Origin of the sequence: Pseudomonas sp. AK181 (assembly GCF_051122975.1) — a bacterium.
GTDB lineage: Bacteria > Pseudomonadota > Gammaproteobacteria > Pseudomonadales > Pseudomonadaceae > Aquipseudomonas > Aquipseudomonas lactis.
This window is the reverse complement of sequence record NZ_CP146348.1, coordinates 4,548,164-4,567,866: the sequence shown is the minus strand read 5'-3', so window position 1 is coordinate 4,567,866 and position 19,703 is coordinate 4,548,164. Positions and strand designations below refer to the sequence as shown.

The following is a 19,703-nucleotide window of genomic DNA, read 5'->3' as shown; positions in this document are numbered from 1 at the left end:
GATTATACCGCTAAAAAATTTCGTGTTGGTAGTGGTTTTCGGCGTTCTCCGGATTTCGGACGCCTGGGTGAGTCGGTTAGGCCAGCGAGGCAAATCGAGGACGCATCAACGAGGTTTTTTACAGACTTAGGCACGACCAGCTCGGCTCTGGATGGAGATCAGGAGCGCTCTGAAGGGGGCACCTTGTGAGATTGTTGAGCCGCACTCCGATGTGAGCCGTTCCGTCCTTGCGCTTTTCCGCAAGCGAGCCACAGAAAGGAGGCTGGCAGCACGAGGCACTGCGCATGGTGTCTGGAGCGATCACCCGGGAAAGCAACATATTGCCAGTGGAACATCACAAGGGATGAGGAAGTACCGACGATTGAGAAAGCGAGGCGTCATATCGTCGCGGATGACCGTTCGGAGGGGCGTAGGCCATCGAACGGCAACACGTTCGGAGGGGATTAAGCGCAAAGCAGCTAACTCAAGGTAACCAGTGGGTCATCTCAAGCTTAAAGCAGATGATCAGCCATTCGGAGCTCAGTGCCAGTGCCGCTGAACAGTCGTCCTAGGCAGCCCCAGCTGCTTGGCCACCTCGATCTGCTTAAGCCCTTGGCTTTTCAGCTCTTGGACTTGCGCGCGAATAGCTGCTGCACGGACGCTGGTCGGGTGGGTGCTGTCCATGGCATCCGCTGACTCCGGGGGAATTTCATCAACCAATCCGAGCGTTTCCAGTTCGCTGATGGCCTGGAGCAGCACATCCCTTGGCGTAGCTCGCGAATCAGCAGCCATAGCAACGGCGAGTAATGCTGAGGGTGATAGGCCAAGGGCTAGGGCCAGGTCGCCCGCTGCTTTGACGGTCGGAGATGTCTTGCCGCTTTCTAGCTGACTGACATGCGATCCAGCGACTGCGCCGCTTAAGTCCTTCTGGTTTAACCCTTTGGTCATTCGAATCAGTCGCAGCGCTGCGGCGAAGCCTTCCTGGATCGACATTGCGGCATCCCAAAAGCTGACGGTATGCCGCGTTTGCCTGATACCAGACAAATCTATATATTGAGTCGTATGGGTTTTCGCCGCTATTGCGAGTGCTCCGTTCCCAGCTTGTCAGTCTGGGGTCAATGGTCAACGGAGCCTGGTGCCGGCAGTGCTTCCATCCATCGTGCTGCGAGCGCTATGGCTGAGTACATTATTTCTCTACAGGATAGGCACTAAGGAAAGCTAGGATGTCAGAGCTGAGGAAAGTAACCGTTACTGTAAAAAATTATGACTTTCACTCTTCTCAAGACTGCGCGCGACTTTATAAAAAAATTCGCTTATTGGATGAGTCGGGCAAGATTTTTTATTATAAAAACCTGATCGTTCCAAAATACCTTGAGCGCAAAGGTGCGTTTGTTCAGGATGCCCCGAGAACATGGTTTGTTAAAAACATTCATAAATCTGCCGTAGTGCTGGTCGCGTTTGAAAGCAAAAATGGCACGGTAGAATATGATCTTGATGAAGTTCGTGAGCTGTCACGTTCCGGTTTATGGGCCGGCGTCTTGATCGGTGTCGCTTCGATCCCAGCTGGCATTGTCATTTCGTTTGCCACTTTCGGTGCGGGGCTTTTATTAATCCCATTTGGTCTGTATCAGGCTTACAAACAAGTTTTCAAAATTCCGGCCATTTTGAGTCGAAAGCGGCTGCTGGAGGACTTTTCCCAGTTAGGAATTAGTGTGAGTGAGGGGTGGTCGCGCTAGACGTTTGGTGTGGTTTTTCTGCCGACAGACCCCTGAAGCGAGCATCGCTCAGGGGAATTGCTCCATGCAGGGCGGCCATTGCCACCGATGCTAAACGCTGACTGTCGGTCTTTCACTGAATTCAATATAGCGATAAACCGTCAATAGGAAGGCCATGCATAGTTGCCGCGCTGCAAGTGCTTTGGTGTGCCAGGCATGCCCCCCGGCCCGTTCCTTAGGAGGCAAGAGTTTCCCAATGAAGATCCTGATTTATTCGGATTTGCATAATGAATTCGATCGCTTCATCCCTCCGGCCATCGACACCGACCTCGTGATTTTGGCAGGGGATATTGACCTCCTGAACCGAGGGGTGAAGTGGTCAAATGAGACGTTCAGCAGTGATGTGATTTATTGCAGTGGCAATCACGAATTTTACCGGGGCCATCTCATCCGTACTCGCGAGAAAATGGAGGCGGCAGCGGCCTCGCATGTCCACGTCCTGGATAACCAAGTCTGGATGTCGAACAACGTCAGATTTCTTGTCGCGACGAGTTGGACAGATTTCAGTGGCACAGGGGATGTGGTGGCAGCCTCCAGTGCGTGTGTGCGGGAAATGAATGATTTTCGAATGATCCGTACAGGCAGTGAGTACCGACGTATCCGGCCTGCAGATCTCATCGAGCTGAATCGTGCGTCGTACGAGTTTCTCCGCGACCACCTCGCCATTCCCTTCGCCGGCCAGACTGTCGTCGTAACCCATCACTGCCCGATCCCTGAAGCATCTGGGTCAGAGCATTCTGGGCATTTGAGTGCTGCCTATTTCAATCGTTGGCATCAATTGGTTGACCAGGCGGATTTCTGGATTTTCGGGCATACCCACCATACGATTGATCGGTCTTTCGGGCGATGCCGGCTAATCTCAAACCCGCGTGGATACCCGTCTGAAAAGACCGGCTTTGACTCATGCAAGATTTTGGAGATTTGAAGTGTCGAAAGTAGCCAGGTGCTTTAGGAGTGATGTGCCCCCAATACTGTTGCCGCTGACCGAAAACTGACCCAGTAGAGGCTCTTCTGCCGACTGAAAACTGACCCAGGTGTTCAACTGCTTCTGCTCACTTTTCGAGCAGGAGAACACAGGGTGATCAGCATGGAAATGTTGGGGAAAATCCGGCGGATGTACTTCCGCGACAAGCTCTCGCTGCATCAGATAGCCAAGCGTACCGGGCTGTCGAGAAACACCATCCGAAAATGGGTCAGAGCGCCCGAAGCCATTCAGCCAGCGTACCAACGGTGCGCAACCTTCAATAAGCTCAGCCCTTTTCACGAGACCCTGGAGCAGGCGCTCAAGGCCGATTCGTTCCGGCCAAAACACAACCGCAGGAGCGCCAAAGCACTTTTTGAGCAGATCAAAGCCGAGGGTTATGACGGCGGTTACAGCCAGCTCACGGCGTTTGTGCGCTCTTGGCGAGGCGAGCAAGGCAAGTCTTTACGCGCTTTTGTACCGCTGACGTTTGCGCTCGGTGAGGCCTTTCAATTTGACTGGAGCGAAGAAGGCCTGCTGATCGGTGGTCTTTTTCGACGTATCCAGGTCTCCCACATGAAGCTGTGTGCCAGCCGCGCATTCTGGTTGGTTGCGTACCCCAGCCAAGGCCACGAGATGCTGTTTGATGCCCACACCCGTTCGTTTGGAGCGTTGGGTGGTGTGCCGCGTCGCGGCATCTACGACAACATGAAAACGGCTGTCGACAAGGTCAACAAAGGCAAAGGGCGCACGGTCAACGCCCGGTTTTCCGTGATGTGCGCGCACTATCTGTTCGATCCGGACTTCTGCAACGTGGCCTCTGGCTGGGAAAAAGGCATCGTCGAAAAGAACGTTCAGGACAGCCGGAGGCGAATCTGGCTCGATGCTCAAAACTGCATGTTTCACACCTTCGAGGAACTGAATGTCTGGCTCGGCCAACGTTGCCGGTCGCTCTGGAGCGAACTGGTGCATCCGCAGTACAACGGGCTGACGGTGGCCGAGGTCTTAGAGCTGGAGCAGGTCGAAATGATGCCAATGCCGACGGCATTTGATGGCTACGTCGAGCGTACCGTGCGGGTCTCCAGCACCTGCCTGATCAGCGTGGCGCGAAATCGCTATTCAGTGCCATGTGAGCGCGTCGGCCAGTGGGTCAGTAGCCGTTTGTACCCTTCGCGGATCGTGGTCATTGCCGACGAAACGGTGATCGCCAGTCACGAGCGCCTCTTTGATCGAGATCAGGTCAGTTTTGACTGGCAGCACTACATCCCACTCATCGAACGCAAGCCTGGTGCATTGCGCAACGGTGCGCCATTTGCTGATCTGCCAAAACCGTTACGGCTTCTCAAACGAGGACTGAGGCGTCACACCAACGGTGATCGAATCATGATGCAGGTACTGGCTGCTGTGCCAATTGCGGGGCTCGAACCTGTGCTGGTGGCGGTGGAGCTGGTACTTGAATCGGGAAGTCTGAGCGCCGATCACATCCTCAATGTCCTTGCCCGCCTGACCTCCACCGCACTACCTCCCAGTGTAGAAACCAGCCTGCAACTCAAGGTCGCGCCTGTTGCCAATACAGCACGCTACGACCGGCTCCGTGCGACCGATGAGGAGAATCGCAATGCGTGACCTAATGACTGAACTCAAAGAACTTCGCCTGCACGGCATGGCCAGTGCTTGGGAAGAACTGGTCTCTCAAGGAACAGCGTCGACGGCTTCATCGAAATGGCTGCTGGAACATCTGCTTCAGCAGGAACATGCGGATCGCGCGGTGCGCTCGGTGAATCATCAGATGAACATGGCAAAACTCCCCATGCACCGTGACTTAGCTGGCTTTGACTTCAGCGCTTCCAGCGCTGATGCCCGGCTGGTCAGCGATCTATCCAGCTTAGCGTTCACTGAAACGGCGCAGAATGTCGTGTTCATCGGCGGCCCTGGAACCGGGAAAACACACCTGGCCAGTGCCTTGGCTGTATCCGGAATCACGGCCCACAACAAACGCGTGCGCTTCTTTTCCACGGTGGATCTGGTGAATCTGCTGGAGCGTGAGAAGTACGATGGCAAGGCAGGGCGAATCGCCCAGGGACTGCTTCGCACAGACCTGGTGATACTGGATGAGCTGGGATATTTGCCCTTTAGCCAAAGCGGCGGTGCCCTGTTATTTCACCTGCTGTCCAAACTGTACGAACACACCAGCGTGGTCATCACCACCAACCTCAGCTTCTCGGAATGGTCGAGTGTGTTTGGCGACGCCAAGATGACCACCGCGTTGTTGGATCGGCTGACACATCACTGCCACATCGTCGAAACGGGCAACGAGTCCTACCGCCTACAACACAGCACCTTGGCCGCCCAGACAAAGATCAAGTCACGGGAACGAAAGCGCAAGGACGGAGATGATGTCGAGGACGATGAGCCATTTTGATCCGCACCATAAATACCCTGCTGCATGCCTACATGCGGTGGGGGTTGATGCGTCTTGAATCGGCCCACTGCTGCTAAGCTTATCCACAATTGCTGGGACAGAAATCAGCAATCCGTCCTGGGTCAATTTTCAATCGGCAGGGTGGGTCAGTTTTCAATCAGCGCCAACAAGCCAGATGTTTTCGAGCGGCAGTTGCAGGCGCTGCTGGAAGCTGCGGAAGGGAATCTCGGTCTGGCAGAGGCAGCCAAAAAGCACCGTGTCTCTTTCGAGCATTTCGACTTCAGCCCTCCGCTGCTCGATTTTCTGGTTCAGCGTAAAGGCGTCTCGCTCTTGAGTTTCGAGGGGGTTTCTGCCGCCGGCAGTGTCCTCGCAGACTCCTGGGTATCGATCAGCACGTCGTTCGCCGGTGCTGATCTAAGCAATGCGAAATTCGTTCGCTATTTCGACGAGAGTCATTGCAGGGCGGGCATGATGATGCATGAAGGCAAGTTCATGGCGGCCAATCTTTCCGGCGCTGACTTGAGGTGGGCCTACCTTCGTGGGGCCGATTTCAGCGGTGCGAATTTGGAAGGCACAGATTTGCGCAATGCCAACCTTTACGAAAGCTGCATGCAAAAGGTAACGGGCACCCTTATGGCTGGTGAGGTGGATTCGACGCACTGGTTGCTAGAAGAGGTCTGAGGGGGCAGCGTTTAGACCGTGAAGCATGCGCAGCCGGCGTGATACCAGCTGCGCCATGCCCTTTAAGCTACGTCACCGATGCGCTTACCATTTGCCTGAAGTGTCAGCTGCCCATTGCCCTGTGGGGAGCCCTGCAGGGAGAAGACACCTTTCTCGTAATCGACGGTGCCCTTGGCTTCGAGTACGAATCCGCCAGTACCACCGAAAACATGGGTGTTGCCGGCTTGCCATTGCTGCACGTTAATCTGGGTTTCGAAATCGCCTGATTCAGCGGGAATTTTTCCCTGATACAGGAAATTGGCATCGCTGCCATTCACGCTGCCATCTTTGATGAACACGAGACCAGATCCGAAGTCCTGGATGTTGGAGCGGAAGTGAACCTCAAACACACCTTGCGACATGGGCGTCTCCACGGATGCGAAATTAAGCGCCCAGCATAATGGGATCCAATGCGAAATGGGCTAATGACTTATTGTTGCAAGGCGTTTCTAGCCACATGGAGCGCTTCCCTGAGCGTCTAAAAGGCTTCTCGGTCGGGCGCACTCAGCGCAGCCTGGCAATTCTGAGATGGGGTCGGATGCCCACAGGTCGTGGATTTCAGTCCCGGTACAACGCCATCACGAGCCAACGTTTCTATCTCGCCACGAAGGTGGTCGATGAGCTCAGCTGCCGACTGGCCGCGTTCAAGGCTCAGTGCGAGCGTCAGCAAGGTGAGTGGGCTCAATTCCAGGCGTTGGCTAATCCGTTCAAGTTTGTCCAATGTGGGGCTTGATTTCGCGCTTTCGAGTTTCGACAAAAAGGTGCGACTGGTATCAATAAAATCTCGCTGCGAAATGTTCCGCTCGGCCCTGATTGACCTGAGCACTTGGGCGAACGACGTCTTCAGTGTCATGAGCAGCTTCCTTTGTTTTTGCCTGCCGCCAGTGACCAGCGCCTTGAACCTCCTGCTTAGGAGCGCGATCTTTGTTGGCCAAAGGCTCTACTACTGCATTTTCTCGCTGAATCTCGTCTGTGGCTTCAGCCTTCCGGTACCTTGCGACATGCTGATTTACTGGCGATACATCCAGTATATCCTGCCATGGCTGGGAGGAGAACATTTGTACTCCTTGGCGCCAAGCACCCTTTAGCCCCATTGAGATGACCGCAAGAGTAATATTGGCAGACTGTTCTCAGCGCCCGAGATGAGCCGCACGGGCCACATGATTTCAACGCTGTCCCCTATGTAGCTTCGCGAAATTGATCGAAGGAGTGGTCATGGCAGGTGTCTACCAGCATTTCATACCGCGTTTTTTGCAAAAGGGATTTCGAATTCCAGGCAACGGTAGTGAGGTGCGCAGCTGGTTGTATGACCGGCGCCGGGAGGTTAGGAAAACGAATCTCAAGGCGATCGGGATGGAAGGGCATTTCTATGCAGTAGGGGCCGAGCCAGACCTTGATGACAAAATCACGATGGCCGAAGAGAAGGTTTTCACCCCGTTGATCGACGGGCTTCGACGAGGGGAGTTGGACGGGCAGGGTGTTAGCGAGATAGCAGATCTGCTAGCCCACTTCGAAATTCGAAGCCGCCATGTACGACAGAATATGGAGTCTACTGGTGATGCGTGCATCAGCTACATCCTCCAGCGCATGGCTGACCCGAAAGCTCTTTCTCAATTGCTCAGGCCCCACCTTAACTTGGAGTCCCCAGCTTTCGCTCAAGCCATCGGAGAGGTGGCAAATGCTGATCAGCTCAAGCAACTACTGGCACAACGGCCAGATCTACTGACGGGTGAGTTCTTCGAACCGCTTATCCAAATGGCTGCAGCACAGATTGCCGCACTGGGGCCAAGCAATAAACAAATGATCGCCCGCGCGGTGAAACACAGCCATATTCGAGTCATGTCTGAATCAATTTCACCCGAAAAGCGAGCTGATCGCTTCAGGTCATTGAGCTACAGCTTGGAGAGCTATGCCCCAGGTGATCTAACTCTGGGTGATTCCATCGTGCTCTTCCATGTGAAGGGGGAGAGGGCATTCAGTCCGTTTCTCGACAAGGAGGATGATTTGATACACGTCGTTCTTCCTCTGACATCCAGCTTGTTCCTCATGGGTACCACTGGCGTTTATCGTGGCCCCCCCACCTATGACATGCCAAGAGAGATTGCTCGGTGCTGCATGGACTATTTCATCGCTAGTGAAAACAAGCCGCTCTTCACCGAATTGACACATCAAATTGGTTCGAACTCTCAATGGGTCTCTGAAGCCGAGGTGGATGGCATCATGGAGGAGGTCATTCAAAAACTCATGCAAGGAGAGAGCTAAAAACGGTACGTCCTGGGGCGACAGGAAGAGTCCTGCCAGTAATCCTCCGAGCTGGCGCCCCTGGGGCATGCGCGGCCTAGGGCCTTGAATGACTCAAAAGGGGAAGAGCAACTATGATGCCCCAACGATATCGAGTTCAGATAACAATTGCCAAACTAGTGTGAACCCCACTGGCAGGGAGGGTATTCATAACACTCTAGTGAACCCTTTTCGAAGCCTTTCAAAGGTCATCTGGTTGAGCTCATTAGTCATACCCATCGGCACCAATCCAGTCCAGTGCGCAGCAGTTTCAGCAGCCCAGCCCAGCCCGCTTGCATTAGGGGTAACAGGCTCAACCCCGAGGTCAGCTCCGAACTTGCTGCCGCAGAACGGCGCCGATCTCAGGCCGCTAGCACCCAGATATTAAGTGTGGGTCGCGATGGATCAGGCTCAAGAATCAACCAAACAAAAGCCATGCCTTTTGGCAGCCAACACCAAGCTCATGCGTATCGGCGCTGTCACCGTAGAGGCGACTCAGACCGGTCAGAAGACTGGATTTTCCTCAGGTACCGAGGCATTGGCTTCAACGGTGGGGCACAAGATGTCGCGTATGCGATACAAGTGGTTGTCCACTTGGTGCAGCCGAGCCAGGAAGGTGTCCATGAACTCATCGGTGACCTCGAAGTACTTCGCTGGTTTGGCCTGTGTTAGCGTTTCACCCTGCCCCTTGGGTGTAGTAGCGTTCTGGCGTCGGTGCAGAATTTGGTTACCGGTCGAGCTGGTGATCGGGTAGGAATGGATGATGTCCGATCTTTCATCGTTGAGCGTCCTGAACAGCTCATAGGCCTCTTGTCCGGCGGCGAAGGCCTCCGGTGCTGACTGTTCGATCTTTGTCACCGCTTGGTTAAACGCGTCTGCAAGGCGACCGCCCATTTTGGCTTCAAGCTCGGTGCGGGATGCCTCTGGATCCATATAGCAGATCACCTCTGCCATAAAACTGCTGACCGAAGCGAACCCATAGACGGCTGCCCCCAGGCGAAACACATAGCGGTCACTCTCGGGTAGCGCGATTGGTGTCAACCGCCTGATATCTGCAAAATCTTTCTCGATACTGGTCATCTGTCATCTCCTTGCTGAGTCGTTGGTAAGGTTGCACGCTTGCCAGGCTGGACAAGCTGCCTTGCGCGCAAGCTATTGAGATCATCGCCTAAATGTGCTGCTTCGCGTAGAGTTCGGCGCATGTTCCGCCTGCGCCCTTTCCGATGCGAGGCCTGAGGCGGCTAAGGCAGGTCACGACGCTGGCAGCTGGAAATGCCAGGCAGCCAAGTCATCGATGGAATGTGAGGGCGTGAATGCAAATCAGCCGAAAGCTCAACCTTTACGAGATTGAAGATCTTTATCAGTCGCTAGGCACTGATCCCAACCTCAGGCTTCCCCGCAGCATGAGCCACGGCGGTGGGCTGGGTGTTGATGCAGCATTGGCTCAGTTCATCGTGACTTGGGCCCGTGCCTACGAAAAGACCGTCCTTCACCTGTACTCGCCTGCTGATGAAGCGATCGCCCAAATCACGCAGTTGGCTCACAGCGCCGCTGGATTTTTTGCCTTGATCATGTGCAGTGAAGTGCACGCTCGGGATCATCAACTGATTGATCGGCGAGAAGCCCTCATGGCGATCAGGCCCCTGGTCGATGCAATGTTTGCAGGTGATCTGCGCAACACCTCGAACCTGAGAGGCGCGCGACCAACTGCCATCAACCTTTTCTGCGTGAACAACGCAAAGCGTGAATTCATCAAGCCGTTCTACTTCGATCACTCCGTCCCAAAAGTCCAGCCCAGGACGTGGTTCTCAACGCTCGTAGAGACGTCGTCGAAGCTGATGACTACTCGCAGTGACCAAGGTGCATTGCTCAGATCAGGCCTCCCTGCACTGGGCAGCGTACTCTGGGAGCTCATCTCGAACGCTGACCAGCATGCGGTCACAGACGTTGATGGGAACAAGTACAAGAAGGCGTTGCGCGGCACCTCGATCAAACTCAACAGGATGAGTCGTCAGGATGCGCTGGAGTACTCCGACGTTGAGCCAGAACTTGCTCGATTCATTCTGAAGCGTTTTGTCAAAGCTGAAGTACTGGAATTCCTGGAGATCTCGGTCATCGACAGCGGGCCTGGCCTGGCCCGGCGATGGCTAACGGTCAAGGAGGAACGACCAGTCGAATCGCTGGATGGACTGAGCTTAGAGGCTGAACTTGAGGCCACGCTTGACTGCTTCAAGAAGCACGTCACTTCCAAGACGCAGTCTCCGAATTCGGGAATGGGCCTGCACAACGCTGTTCAGGCACTCAACAAACTGAAAGCCTTTGTACGTGTCCGGACGGGGCGGCTTTCATTGCACCAGGCCTTTCATGGAAGAGATGAGGTTATGGAATTCGAACCGTCGACTCGATTCGGTGGCCGAGTACTGGCTGCTGTCGAAGGCACTGTCTTCACGATCTGCATTCCGGTGAATTGACATGTTCGATCTCGTGGATTTTGAAGTCGAGCTAAGTCACGCCGGGAAGCCGGTTCATGCGGTGGTGTTTTTCACCGGCCCAGATCTCCTGACCGAGACGCAAGCAGCGCACGCCCTCCAGCACCAGCTCGCCGGCTATGTCATGCCCGATCTCCTGGTGTTTCTCATGCCAGGCTACATCTTGGCGGAATTTCGCGCTCAGCAAGCAGACACAACATCCCCGCTCATGGCGGAGCTAAGCCGCAAAGGCCCGGGGTCGCCTCGCACCTATGCGTGTGCGTTCTACGACGTAAAGGGCGCCATAACTGAGTATGTCCACATCTCAGGGCCCGAGGAGGGCTTGGCAACGCTCATCAAGGACAAGTCCAGGGCCATCGTCAAAGCCGGTCTGACGAACCTCGTCGAGCGCTCCAGCGTCCTAAAGAAGGCGCCTGCGGGCTTCTTCTATTCAAAGCCTTCCTCTCGGGCCTCGAATTATTTCATCCGCGCTGAAGACCTCCTGTCCGAGACGTTGCACGCTTATTACCTGGCATTCGCATGCCTGCCCTTGATCGAGAAGGCCACGGACGAGGGCGCGGCTCGCCCTGATACCCTCTACCTGGACACGATTGCCTTGCTGCCCCTGGCGATGTGCATGCAGATGTACCTCATGAAATTCGGGCTCCCAGGCTTCGCCAACATTCGTTCTTTCCACTCGCACGAGGGACTGATCAAAGACGGGCCTTTGCCCAAAGCGGTATCCGCCTTGTGCCTCATCTCTGCCTCGACCCAGTGCGGCCTCGCGCAACAGTGGGTAAAAGTGAACAGCGCTCCTCCAGAGCGTGTAGCGACCATCCTTTCCTTTGAGCGGTCATCGGATTCCTGTTCTGTCCTGTACACGCTCAAGCAGCCAGACGACTTCGAAATCCTGGGGGAGGGCGAAGCGGGCGGTACCCGTCTGATTCGGATTCATGGTGAGCGATTCGTTGCAGAGCACAGCGAAACCAAGGCGCTGAACATCGGAACCGATCATGCACCGGCTTTGCTGCAAAAACTATTTCACTCCTTCATGGGGGCGAACCTTTTCAGTTGCTACGCCCATGATCGGCCAGGGCTGAGGCCTCGGACGGTGTGCGTCGATAAAGACAATCTGGCAGCTGCCGACGACTTCGTAGAGTGGTTTGAGCGCGTCTTGTTGGAGGAAGCGGTCGCATCAACCCGCTGGATCATTCACGATGACGACAGGGCCAGCGAGGCTCTGGCCAACCGGGCAATCGCGTACCTTGCGTCCTGTGGTGTGACGGTCGAGAGCAAGGTGTCCTTCGATAACTTTGATGCCAGTGTGGATTTTGACGGGTCTGTCATTGTCATTGCAGCTGCTGCTGAGCGTGGGTCGCGCCTACAGAGCGTAAGCCGTCGCCTGCGCACCGCGCAGCAGTCCGGCACCCGGCTGTACATCACTGGAGCACTTTTCGGGCGCAGCTATGCGCTGATGAAGGATCTGCAGAGCAACCTGACCCAGCCCGCCAAGGATCACAGCAGGTACGTTTTCAAGACCTTCATGGAAATCCCTGCGGCGGAGCTGGCCTGCACGAATCACTGGGCCGAAGAGCAGCGTCTGCTCGACTCTTTGCACTCAGTCGTCGACACGTTCTCAGCACCAATAACGCAGCGCATGGAGGTGTTTGATAACGCAGGCACAGGTGGGCTTGGCCAGCACCCTTTCTGGCCCAGTAGTCACACCAGTGAACCGATGACTCTGAGCCGAGGTTTTGCATTTGTCGACGGTACGGAAGATGTGAGGATCGCGACGTCGACTGACATCTACCTTACTATCCTCTGGATTCTGCAGAATGCCCGGCATAGCGATAAGGTGCAGAACGCCAAGCGACTGGAGTCCGGCGAGCTTCAGCAAGTGCTCCTCTCGCCAGATGTGTTCTCGCGGTTTGATGATGGCGTCATCCAGGCAGCGTTCTTGCGCGCAGCGCTACCTGCCGAGCTCGATTACCGAGCTCAGGAAACTCACAGCTTGTCGATGGGGGATATCATCAAGCGTGTCGCTGCAGGGTATGGCCATGAGCGAGGTGAAGCCGCATTGGAGTTCGTGATCGCGTTGGCGATAGGAAAGATCCGTCTGCACAAAGACATTGATGGCCGACTGCGGGCTAGCTTGATCGAAACTCTCTTGCCGCACCTTCCAGAGATCCCGTATCTGCTCGATCCAAATTACGAACCGCCGTTGTGATCAACTTGAGGTAAGTGTGATCGCGTCCGCTAAAAATGGGCGGACACTATTGCCCTTAACAATGGATTTCATAAGGTGTGTTGAGCATTCGCTTAGGAGGCACATGCGCTCACACGCAGGTGGATCCGCGATTGCAACAGATGAAAAGTCCACCTGAAAGCCAGTCGGGATTGGCCACAGCATTGTGCCCCAGGTTAGCGGTCGGTCATGCAGCCTCCAATGCGCGATCCATAGCGCTCGACAAAGCCTCCTCACGCTCAATGTAGTCCTCTTTGGTGAGCTTCCCTTTCTTGAAGTCCTCCAAAAGCCGTTTCCTACGCTTTTCGAAGCTCTCGTATGCCCTTGCCATATCGACATTTCGAATGATCTGCTCGTATTTGGATTTCTTTCTGAAGGCTGCGTCAACGTAATCCAGCAAGCTTTCCAATGTCGCGTGTCCGGTTTTGGCCATGGCACGTTCTGCCAACATCTTGTTGGTCATCAGCGTTTGCCTAAACGAATTGGGGCTGAGTGCCTCGGTCTCGGCAATTAGCTGGGCGACGATGTGCGTACAATAGGCGTGTCTGAAGAGGTGCGCGCATGCCTGCTCCTCAATACCCGCTGCACGGCGAATATTCGAGAACTCCGTCGTGATGGTGTCGATCCCAAGAGGCCGACCACCTCGCTCAGTGACAAACAGGAAGTCGTGATCCGGGATTCCTTTGAAGCGTTTCATGATCGAGCGCCGATCGATACGAATGTAATCCATCAGCTCGTCGATCAATAGCGGGCTGAGCTCAAGCTCCCGCGTGACACCTGTTCCTCCCTTCTTCAGGGTCTGGACATGAACCGTCGGCATCTTGGTCTTGCTGGCTGCAATCACCTGAGACACTGTAATCGGCTGGACTTCGGCCCGACGGGCGCCCATCTCTTCAAACAATGAGATCATCAGATGTCGGCGGCGGCAGAGAAATTCTGATGTGGACATGTCGTCAATAGCGTTTCTGAGCTTTTCGACCGTGGCTTCACCGATGGGGCTACGACTCTTTCTCGCACCCGGCGTCCTGAATGACCTATGGTGAACGCTTGAGTGTTTATAACTTTTTCCATTTCGATAACTTGTCGAGTCCACCATTTCAACCGCAATGGTTCCTCCGATGCCCACAAAATTGTGAATGCCGTGCATTTCTCCTGCATGGGCCAGGAAGCTCAAACACCTACGTCCGATATCTGTGATAGTTCGCTCATTCCGCTTGCGCTTGGCGGGATTGTTTTTCCAAGTTTCCTTGCGAAGGCCGTATATGAAATGGCAAAAATCGTCGTCAGATAGCGCGATGAAATTCAAGCGATTGTAGTAGCAGAATCGGATTAAATGACTCAGCTGGCCAGCGTACTGTCCAAACGTGCCTCCTTTGGTACCTGACCTCGACGGGCCATGCCCCCCACGGCCAGACTGCATGCGTAACTGGATCATATAGGCATTGGCTTGTAGGCAAGGCGAACCGTCGGGCCAGGACATGAACGGAATCATGTTGCCGTTCACGGTCTGTAGCGTGTCCTTCGACATATAGTCATAAAGCCTCAGCTTAGGGATGGGCGTGAACAGCTGAGACGATTCCGGATAGTTAACGATTCGGTTTGCCATTAGGCACCACCTGCAAATGCTTCTGCATGGATAGAATTGTCACATCGTCGAATGGGGCAGGATTAATGCTCAAAATCTTTATTATTCGATCGATGGCTTTCTGAGTTTTAGACTGGCGCAAGCCCGCGTTGGTCATACTTAAGAGGCTAATCAGGTCTCTGCGATTAACCTCCAACGCCTGTACCAACACCATATTGACAGCGTGAAGAGAAGCGACAGACGCTTCGAGATCAGCAATCTGATCCTCCAAGCCGTTGAGTGATCGCTTCTTTGGTTCTGCCTGTTTATCATTGATCCCGAGGATAGCCTGTTGAGCATGCACCCTCAGCTTGTCCAAAAGTGCAAAATCCCGATCAGGCCCATTGTCGGAAAGCCTCTTTTTGAGGGTATTCAAACTGATAGGCTGGATACGCAACGGCTTACCCTGAATCTCCGACTCCATGTTCAGGGTGCACAGGTTGCCCTGGCTTTTGAGCGCTTCAATAATCTGCTCGTTGCCAACGTAGCTGGCGGGCGTGCGGGCTATTTCGTAAAGAAGGGCAAAAATACCTTCGATGGATCGGTCGATCAGCTCGCGTTTGCTCAATGTGGTCATTTCTTTCTCTCCGACACATCTACTAGGTACAGCGGTGCCGTTATCTGCTTATCTGCCAGTCTTGTCTCTGGCTGGCTGGCTGGCTAGCTGGTTTATGTCAACAGTGGGGCGGATAACTGATTGTCTCAATAAGTGATCCGCCCAACTCCTGACCCTCCACTTAGCTGACAATGAAAAGAACCTTCATGGCCTGGCCGCTCTCGTCGTTGAAGAAGTGAGGCTCGATTCGGGCTTTTCCCTCTTCGAGCATGGCCTGCAGATAGTCCTCAATCCTCTTTTCATCCACGAGCTTAAACGACGTTGTGCCAAACTCGGCAGCCAGCAGTTCCTGCAGCGTTTGGTAGTTCTCCAGGCGGTCGTTTTTCGCCAAATCCGTGAAATAACGTGCGCCCGCTGCCCGTATGTCGCCTGGCTCCAAGCATTCGGTCAAATAGTGCCAGACATGCTCGATGTCTCGATGGCCTAGCATCCAACGCAGCGTATCCAGCTCGCCGAAGCTGTTCGTGTAGAAAAACATGATCGCGAAAAAGCGTCGCAGTTGATGCTGGCGCACGTAGTAGCGTTGCCCCTCTGCGTTGAGGTCGCTTTCGAAGTAATCGCAAGCAAAATCAAGATGGCGGTTGTAAAGGTGAATCGTGCAGTCCTGCAGACCCGAGAATCCCATCGAGGAAGGGGTAGCGAACAGATCAGTCATGTCATCGATAACGCCAAAGCGCTTGAGGAGTCTTTGGAAGCGACGCAGCTCTTCGATCATCTCCACCGCAATGGCATCGATGGGCCGTGACTCCCGTTGCCGGATGCCCAGGGCACGACGTGACGATTTAGCAAGGTTGAACATGAGCCAGGATTTGCTCGCGTCGAGGCATTTCGAGGCATCCAGTGTCAGCAGTTCGTCGACACGCCGAGCCATGATTGTCCCTACAGTCAGCTGAATACTGCCTAGGTATACGTATACCAGCTCAAGCAATCCTCGATTCGCCCGCAAGCTCTGGAAGTACTTCTCTCGGCTGGATTTGCGTATCAGGCTTGACTTGGAAAGACGATTGCTCGAAAGGCCCAGTCGTCTCACGCCTAGGTCAACGAGCTCCGGGCCGACGATCTGCTGTAGCTCCGCATCAGTTAGATGCGACATGGGCTTGTTCTCTCGCTGGCAGTGAGCCGCCACGCGAATGAAGCCGTTCAGGATCTTCCCGCCGTGCTCCACGTGAAATTCCATGCTCTTGCGGAAAAGCTTCAGCAGGTTTGCTGAGGGAACACTTCTGAAGCGTGCGGGGGTACTCAGCTGTGGCACGTAATCGGCGATTTGATCGATATCGGTCGGGGAGGGCAGGCCCAACGTGCTGAGGACGGCACTGCCAACCAAGGTGTAGCGGTAGTTGTTGTAAGTGGTGGTGCTAAGCGATACAGCCTCCCCGGTCGTCACCCGAACGCCCGGAAATTCACGCTTATACGCTTGTTCGTGGGGATAGAAGGCCAATACCTCCAGCGCAGATTTCGGGGTCTGGCGGCCTCGAAGCGTATCCGTATAGATACGACCCGAAATCGCTTTGGAACTTACCCTGTACCCTTGATTCGAGTTGCCGTAATACATTCCCTGGTGCATGAGCGCCGCACGCAGGCGTGGGATGTCAGACGCAGCAACACCGATTCGCATGTCTTCCAAGCTGTCGTCGCTCGCCACCAGCATGCTCGGATACTTCGCATACAGCGCATGCTCCACCGACTTGGTGAGCTTGCTGAGCTCAGCCACGCAATACGCCGATGCGCGCTCGCGCCATGCGTAGATGGACTCCTCAGACCACGGAGACTTGGATAGGTTGTTCAGGATGCCCTTGAGGCTATCGCGATCAAGGTCGCCCAAGCCGAAATCCACTAAACCTAGACCCTTCGCGTTGATCAACAGGTAGTCGATCAGCTTCAGGGTGTACGAGATCTTCACCGCCATACTCTGCGGGGCCAACGAGGAGAACTCCTGGTTGACACCATTGGCACCGATAATCAACAGATGCTTGAGTGACCGTAGCAGCACGTCATTCTCAGGATCGGTCAGTACACTGTCGTTCCACAGCACGACTGACCAATCGAGCTCCATCGCCTTTTCAGAAGCGGCCTGAATCTTCCATACAGGCTCATCGAAATCGCTGTGCAGCCAGGGCGCGGTGGTATGAGGAGCGACAGTCCCTTCCGGATCGTGTTCATGATCCAAATCGTCCAGAAATTCGTATCCCGTCCTTTGCAGCATGATTGCTGCACTGGCATGCTGGTTGGGCGGTTGATGGTCTTTGGAGATTTGCAGGTCTTTAGAGATTTGAGCTTGGTTGGAGGTCTTACGACCAGTGCGCAGGGACATAGATCAAAGCCTCCATCTTTCTTGGGTCAACGAGCTTCATTGCTGCTTCCAGGTATTTCTTGAGTTCTGCTCTCCGGCCACCGAGAATTTCAGTTTTGATCTTGTCTGCCAGGGACGCCCAGTACTCGGCCTTACCACACACGCGGGCGCGATCAAGGGACGCCGAGACGGCGGCCTCCAGGGATAGCAGCGATGCGAGAAACGGAACCCCAATCGAGAGTATGGCCTCGCTCTTCTCTACCTGTTCAACCTGTGCTTTGCGCTCCGGATCTGCGGCCTGGGAGGGGATTTCTTTGATTCGGTGGTTTTCCAGGAAGGTGTCGAGCTCGTCCATCGTCGCGAATTGAGTAACACGGAATAAGTAAGGGCTATCCTTCATCGCCTCGCATACGAGCGCTTTCTGGAAGACCCTGATCCAGCGCGCCTTGATAAACGCGAGCAGGGCATCAGGAAGATAGTGGCTCAGCAAGTCTGGATAGTAGCGCTCATGCCCCAGAGCTTTGGACATTTTATCGGTGCTCTTTGTCTGAAGGAACACCTCCACAGCTCGCGACGCCCTGATACTTTTGAGGCGAATCCTCTTGATGAATTCGACCAACTCCCCCTCTGGTAGGTCGCTGTGAGGACTAAAGTCCTTGATCAACCGTTCTCGGAGCCCGCTAACACCCTCGAACTCGCTCTCATTCCAGCCCGGAATGCCCGCAATCTTATAGGGTTTGAAGGCTCTCCCGGTTGTGAGGAACAGGTACCTCCAAGCGTCGTCGTTATCTGCGCGGAGGCCGCGACGAGGCAGGGCGGTGAAGTCAATGATATCCATCACGATGGTATACGTGTAATCACTGAGCTCAATGATTTGCTCTCGAACTTCAGGTTGTTTTCGATCTTTATAGCCAATCAGTAAGCGATTTTCCTTATCGAAACCAGTTAGCTGGCCGTGAGCGTTGTAAAGCTCAAAGCTCTTCAGGAACTCGGTTGTGATTTCCGGGTGCTCAAGCACAAGTAAGCACTGTAGCGGAAGGAGGCTGTGAGCGGTGGGAAAACCGAAAGTATGGGCAAGTTCAATAGCGCCGAAGTTTTCGCCGGTTTGGTAGTTGTAAATTTTGCAAAGGTATTCTTGACGTACCGTGGAGGCAGTATCTTCCAGCGTGGTGCAAATATCGGCTAGGCTATAATTTTTATAGGCGTAATTAGCGTGTGGCTGCAAAATAGGCTGGCCTTCCTGAGCAAGCGAGATTCGACGTGTGTACCGGGCTTTCAAATCTTCATATTGTGCAGTTGCCCACCCACGGACTGTGGCTACGTCTCGTTTGATGTGGAAAAACAAAATCTCTACAGCTTCCGCATCAGTAACATGTAGCGGGATGTCTGTAAGAAGTTTTTCTTGTACGATCATTCCATTGTCATGTTGCTTGGTTTTAGTCTCTGACGGATGTTTTTTTAGCGGCGGCGGACGTTTGATTGGTGCTGTCAAAGTGCTCCAAATATTAGTCTTGCAGAGACATTCTTCGACCGAATTTAGGAATTTCCCCCAATTTTTAATTTGAGCCTTGCCGTCTTTAGCTGCCTTTTTTGCAGCGGTAAAATAAGCGTGAGTGAACACAGCCATAAAGCTTCTTACGCCTGATTCATTCTGGAATTTATGTAGCGGCCAGCTGGAATGATGTTTGCTCAAATAGTCAAACATATGATTCCATTCGACGCTGAATGAGTTGGCGCGATCGAGATAGTGATTCTGGAGTTCGGCATCAACCGATCTAATAAATTCGTGGCCGTATGGAATCACTAGCGGAGCCAGGCGCGGGTATACGTTGTCCCTACCGTCTAGTTTACCTTTGAGGTACCAGCCCTCCCAGTACCAACGTTTATCATCACTGGCTGTTGCAATCGCATGACAGATTGCAGGATCTGGATGGTATTGAGTGAAGTCCCATTCGACAGGATAAAAGTCGGGGTACTTCTTTCTCGCAGCATTCAGTGCGTAGTAGATTTTCCGGCAGGGCTTGCGCCCAGCTTTTATTGACAGGTCGATCAGCTCCTTCCCCGCAACAGCTTTCGCGAAGCCCTGCATGATTGTCTCGATCGCTGGGCTTCGTAGTGTCTCCATCGTAATCCGCTGGTCAGTCAGGTCGCAGTAGCCTTCCAGCAAGGTCAGATCGAGGGAGATCGTGTAGCTCTTCTTAGGGTTCTTCACCGTGCTGCGTACCATTTCTTGGCCTTCGAGGATTACCTCGACTACGGCAGCATCGATGGCGTTGAAAGGGTGATGGCGGATGGCGAGGATATTTTTGATAATTGTCATTTT

16 protein-coding genes are annotated in these 19,703 nt (G+C 54.0%); 8 read left to right on the top strand and 8 right to left on the bottom strand.

All coding sequences use genetic code 11. The annotated features are described in order from the left end of the window. Positions 1–519: 519 nt before the first annotated feature. Positions 520–972: a helix-turn-helix domain-containing protein gene (locus V8689_RS20815; protein WP_434520599.1), complete on the bottom strand. Its 453-nt coding sequence runs from the start codon at positions 970–972 to the stop codon at positions 520–522. 230 nt (positions 973–1,202) lie between these two features. Here V8689_RS20815 and V8689_RS20810 point away from each other — a divergent pair, with 230 nt between their 5' ends. The 5 genes from V8689_RS20810 (at position 1,203) to V8689_RS20790 (ending at position 5,818) form a co-directional block, all read left to right on the top strand. Continuing rightward, positions 1,203–1,715 carry a hypothetical protein gene (locus tag V8689_RS20810; protein WP_434520598.1) on the top strand — a complete coding sequence of 171 codons (513 nt, stop codon included), beginning with the start codon at positions 1,203–1,205 and terminating at the stop codon, positions 1,713–1,715. A gap of 235 nt (positions 1,716–1,950) precedes the next feature. Then, the gene (locus V8689_RS20805) at positions 1,951–2,679 is read left to right on the top strand and encodes a metallophosphoesterase (protein WP_434520597.1); all 729 of its coding nucleotides are present in this window, start codon (positions 1,951–1,953) and stop codon (positions 2,677–2,679) included. A 162-nt stretch (positions 2,680–2,841) separates the two neighbouring features. After that, positions 2,842–4,341, top strand: a complete 1,500-nt coding sequence (istA, locus tag V8689_RS20800) for an IS21 family transposase (protein ID WP_102619021.1) — start codon at positions 2,842–2,844, stop codon at positions 4,339–4,341. After that, on the top strand, positions 4,334–5,137 hold the full coding sequence (gene istB / locus V8689_RS20795; RefSeq protein ID WP_029241171.1) for an IS21-like element ISPsy20 family helper ATPase IstB: 804 nt from the start codon (positions 4,334–4,336) through the stop codon (positions 5,135–5,137). The genes istA and istB overlap by 8 nt, the downstream gene beginning before the upstream one ends. A 54-nt stretch (positions 5,138–5,191) precedes the next feature. After that, the gene (locus V8689_RS20790) at positions 5,192–5,818 is read left to right on the top strand and encodes a pentapeptide repeat-containing protein (protein WP_434520596.1); all 627 of its coding nucleotides are present in this window, start codon (positions 5,192–5,194) and stop codon (positions 5,816–5,818) included. Positions 5,819–5,880: 62 nt separating this feature from the next. Here V8689_RS20790 and V8689_RS20785 read toward each other — a convergent pair whose 3' ends face one another. Together V8689_RS20785 and V8689_RS20780 are read right to left on the bottom strand one after the other, a co-directional pair. Further along, on the bottom strand, positions 5,881–6,219 hold the full coding sequence (locus V8689_RS20785; RefSeq protein ID WP_434520595.1) for a GrlR family regulatory protein: 339 nt from the start codon (positions 6,217–6,219) through the stop codon (positions 5,881–5,883). 116 nt (positions 6,220–6,335) lie between these two features. Further along, on the bottom strand, positions 6,336–6,710 hold the full coding sequence (locus tag V8689_RS20780; RefSeq protein WP_434520594.1) for a helix-turn-helix domain-containing protein: 375 nt from the start codon (positions 6,708–6,710) through the stop codon (positions 6,336–6,338). A 362-nt stretch (positions 6,711–7,072) separates the two neighbouring features. Between V8689_RS20780 and V8689_RS20775 the strand changes: the two genes are divergently transcribed. Next, positions 7,073–8,119 carry a DUF4238 domain-containing protein gene (locus tag V8689_RS20775; RefSeq protein WP_434520593.1) on the top strand — a complete coding sequence of 349 codons (1,047 nt, stop codon included), beginning with the start codon at positions 7,073–7,075 and terminating at the stop codon, positions 8,117–8,119. Positions 8,120–8,641: 522 nt separating this feature from the next. Here the strand turns inward: V8689_RS20775 and V8689_RS20770 are convergent. Then, positions 8,642–9,217, bottom strand: a complete 576-nt coding sequence (locus V8689_RS20770) for a hypothetical protein (protein ID WP_317146859.1) — start codon at positions 9,215–9,217, stop codon at positions 8,642–8,644. Between the two features lie 233 nt (positions 9,218–9,450). Here V8689_RS20770 and V8689_RS20765 point away from each other — a divergent pair, with 233 nt between their 5' ends. Together V8689_RS20765 and V8689_RS20760 are read left to right on the top strand one after the other, a co-directional pair. After that, complete coding sequence (locus V8689_RS20765; protein ID WP_330525215.1) at positions 9,451–10,608, top strand: ATP-binding protein; 1,158 nt, start codon at positions 9,451–9,453, stop codon at positions 10,606–10,608. Between the two features lies 1 nt (position 10,609). Next, positions 10,610–12,832 carry a hypothetical protein gene (locus V8689_RS20760; protein ID WP_434520592.1) on the top strand — a complete coding sequence of 741 codons (2,223 nt, stop codon included), beginning with the start codon at positions 10,610–10,612 and terminating at the stop codon, positions 12,830–12,832. Positions 12,833–13,037: 205 nt separating this feature from the next. Here the strand turns inward: V8689_RS20760 and V8689_RS20755 are convergent, their stop codons facing one another. The 4 genes from V8689_RS20755 to V8689_RS20740 all read right to left on the bottom strand — a co-directional run bounded on the left by V8689_RS20755 (position 13,038) and on the right by V8689_RS20740 (position 19,700). Further along, positions 13,038–14,456, bottom strand: a complete 1,419-nt coding sequence (locus tag V8689_RS20755; protein WP_434520591.1) for a tyrosine-type recombinase/integrase — start codon at positions 14,454–14,456, stop codon at positions 13,038–13,040. Next, complete coding sequence (locus V8689_RS20750) at positions 14,437–15,051, bottom strand: hypothetical protein (protein WP_434520590.1); 615 nt, start codon at positions 15,049–15,051, stop codon at positions 14,437–14,439. Before V8689_RS20750 ends, V8689_RS20755 begins: the two co-directional genes overlap by 20 nt. A gap of 160 nt (positions 15,052–15,211) precedes the next feature. Beyond that, a complete protein-coding gene (locus V8689_RS20745; protein ID WP_434520589.1) occupies positions 15,212–17,401 on the bottom strand; it encodes an integrase in 2,190 nt (729 codons plus the stop codon). Then, positions 17,379–19,700 carry a hypothetical protein gene (locus V8689_RS20740; RefSeq protein WP_434520588.1) on the bottom strand — a complete coding sequence of 774 codons (2,322 nt, stop codon included), beginning with the start codon at positions 19,698–19,700 and terminating at the stop codon, positions 17,379–17,381. Before V8689_RS20740 ends, V8689_RS20745 begins: the two co-directional genes overlap by 23 nt. Positions 19,701–19,703: the final 3 nt, after the last annotated feature.

What these genes read in the sequence shown, in the direction of transcription:
- V8689_RS20740 (WP_434520588.1), bottom strand. Translation starts at nt 19,700, where the DNA reads ATGACAATTATCAAAAATATCCTCGCCATCCGCCATCACCCTTTCAAC.
- istB (WP_029241171.1), top strand. Translation starts at nt 4,334, where the DNA reads ATGCGTGACCTAATGACTGAACTCAAAGAACTTCGCCTGCACGGCATG.
- V8689_RS20780 (WP_434520594.1), bottom strand. Translation starts at nt 6,710, where the DNA reads ATGACACTGAAGACGTCGTTCGCCCAAGTGCTCAGGTCAATCAGGGCC.
- V8689_RS20755 (WP_434520591.1), bottom strand. Translation starts at nt 14,456, where the DNA reads ATGGCAAACCGAATCGTTAACTATCCGGAATCGTCTCAGCTGTTCACG.
- V8689_RS20810 (WP_434520598.1), top strand. Translation starts at nt 1,203, where the DNA reads ATGTCAGAGCTGAGGAAAGTAACCGTTACTGTAAAAAATTATGACTTT.
- V8689_RS20815 (WP_434520599.1), bottom strand. Translation starts at nt 972, where the DNA reads ATGTCGATCCAGGAAGGCTTCGCCGCAGCGCTGCGACTGATTCGAATG.
- V8689_RS20745 (WP_434520589.1), bottom strand. Translation starts at nt 17,401, where the DNA reads ATGTCCCTGCGCACTGGTCGTAAGACCTCCAACCAAGCTCAAATCTCT.
- V8689_RS20765 (WP_330525215.1), top strand. Translation starts at nt 9,451, where the DNA reads ATGCAAATCAGCCGAAAGCTCAACCTTTACGAGATTGAAGATCTTTAT.
- V8689_RS20775 (WP_434520593.1), top strand. Translation starts at nt 7,073, where the DNA reads ATGGCAGGTGTCTACCAGCATTTCATACCGCGTTTTTTGCAAAAGGGA.
- istA (WP_102619021.1), top strand. Translation starts at nt 2,842, where the DNA reads ATGGAAATGTTGGGGAAAATCCGGCGGATGTACTTCCGCGACAAGCTC.
- V8689_RS20750 (WP_434520590.1), bottom strand. Translation starts at nt 15,051, where the DNA reads ATGACCACATTGAGCAAACGCGAGCTGATCGACCGATCCATCGAAGGT.
- V8689_RS20805 (WP_434520597.1), top strand. Translation starts at nt 1,951, where the DNA reads ATGAAGATCCTGATTTATTCGGATTTGCATAATGAATTCGATCGCTTC.
- V8689_RS20770 (WP_317146859.1), bottom strand. Translation starts at nt 9,217, where the DNA reads ATGACCAGTATCGAGAAAGATTTTGCAGATATCAGGCGGTTGACACCA.
- V8689_RS20785 (WP_434520595.1), bottom strand. Translation starts at nt 6,219, where the DNA reads ATGTCGCAAGGTGTGTTTGAGGTTCACTTCCGCTCCAACATCCAGGAC.
- V8689_RS20760 (WP_434520592.1), top strand. Translation starts at nt 10,610, where the DNA reads ATGTTCGATCTCGTGGATTTTGAAGTCGAGCTAAGTCACGCCGGGAAG.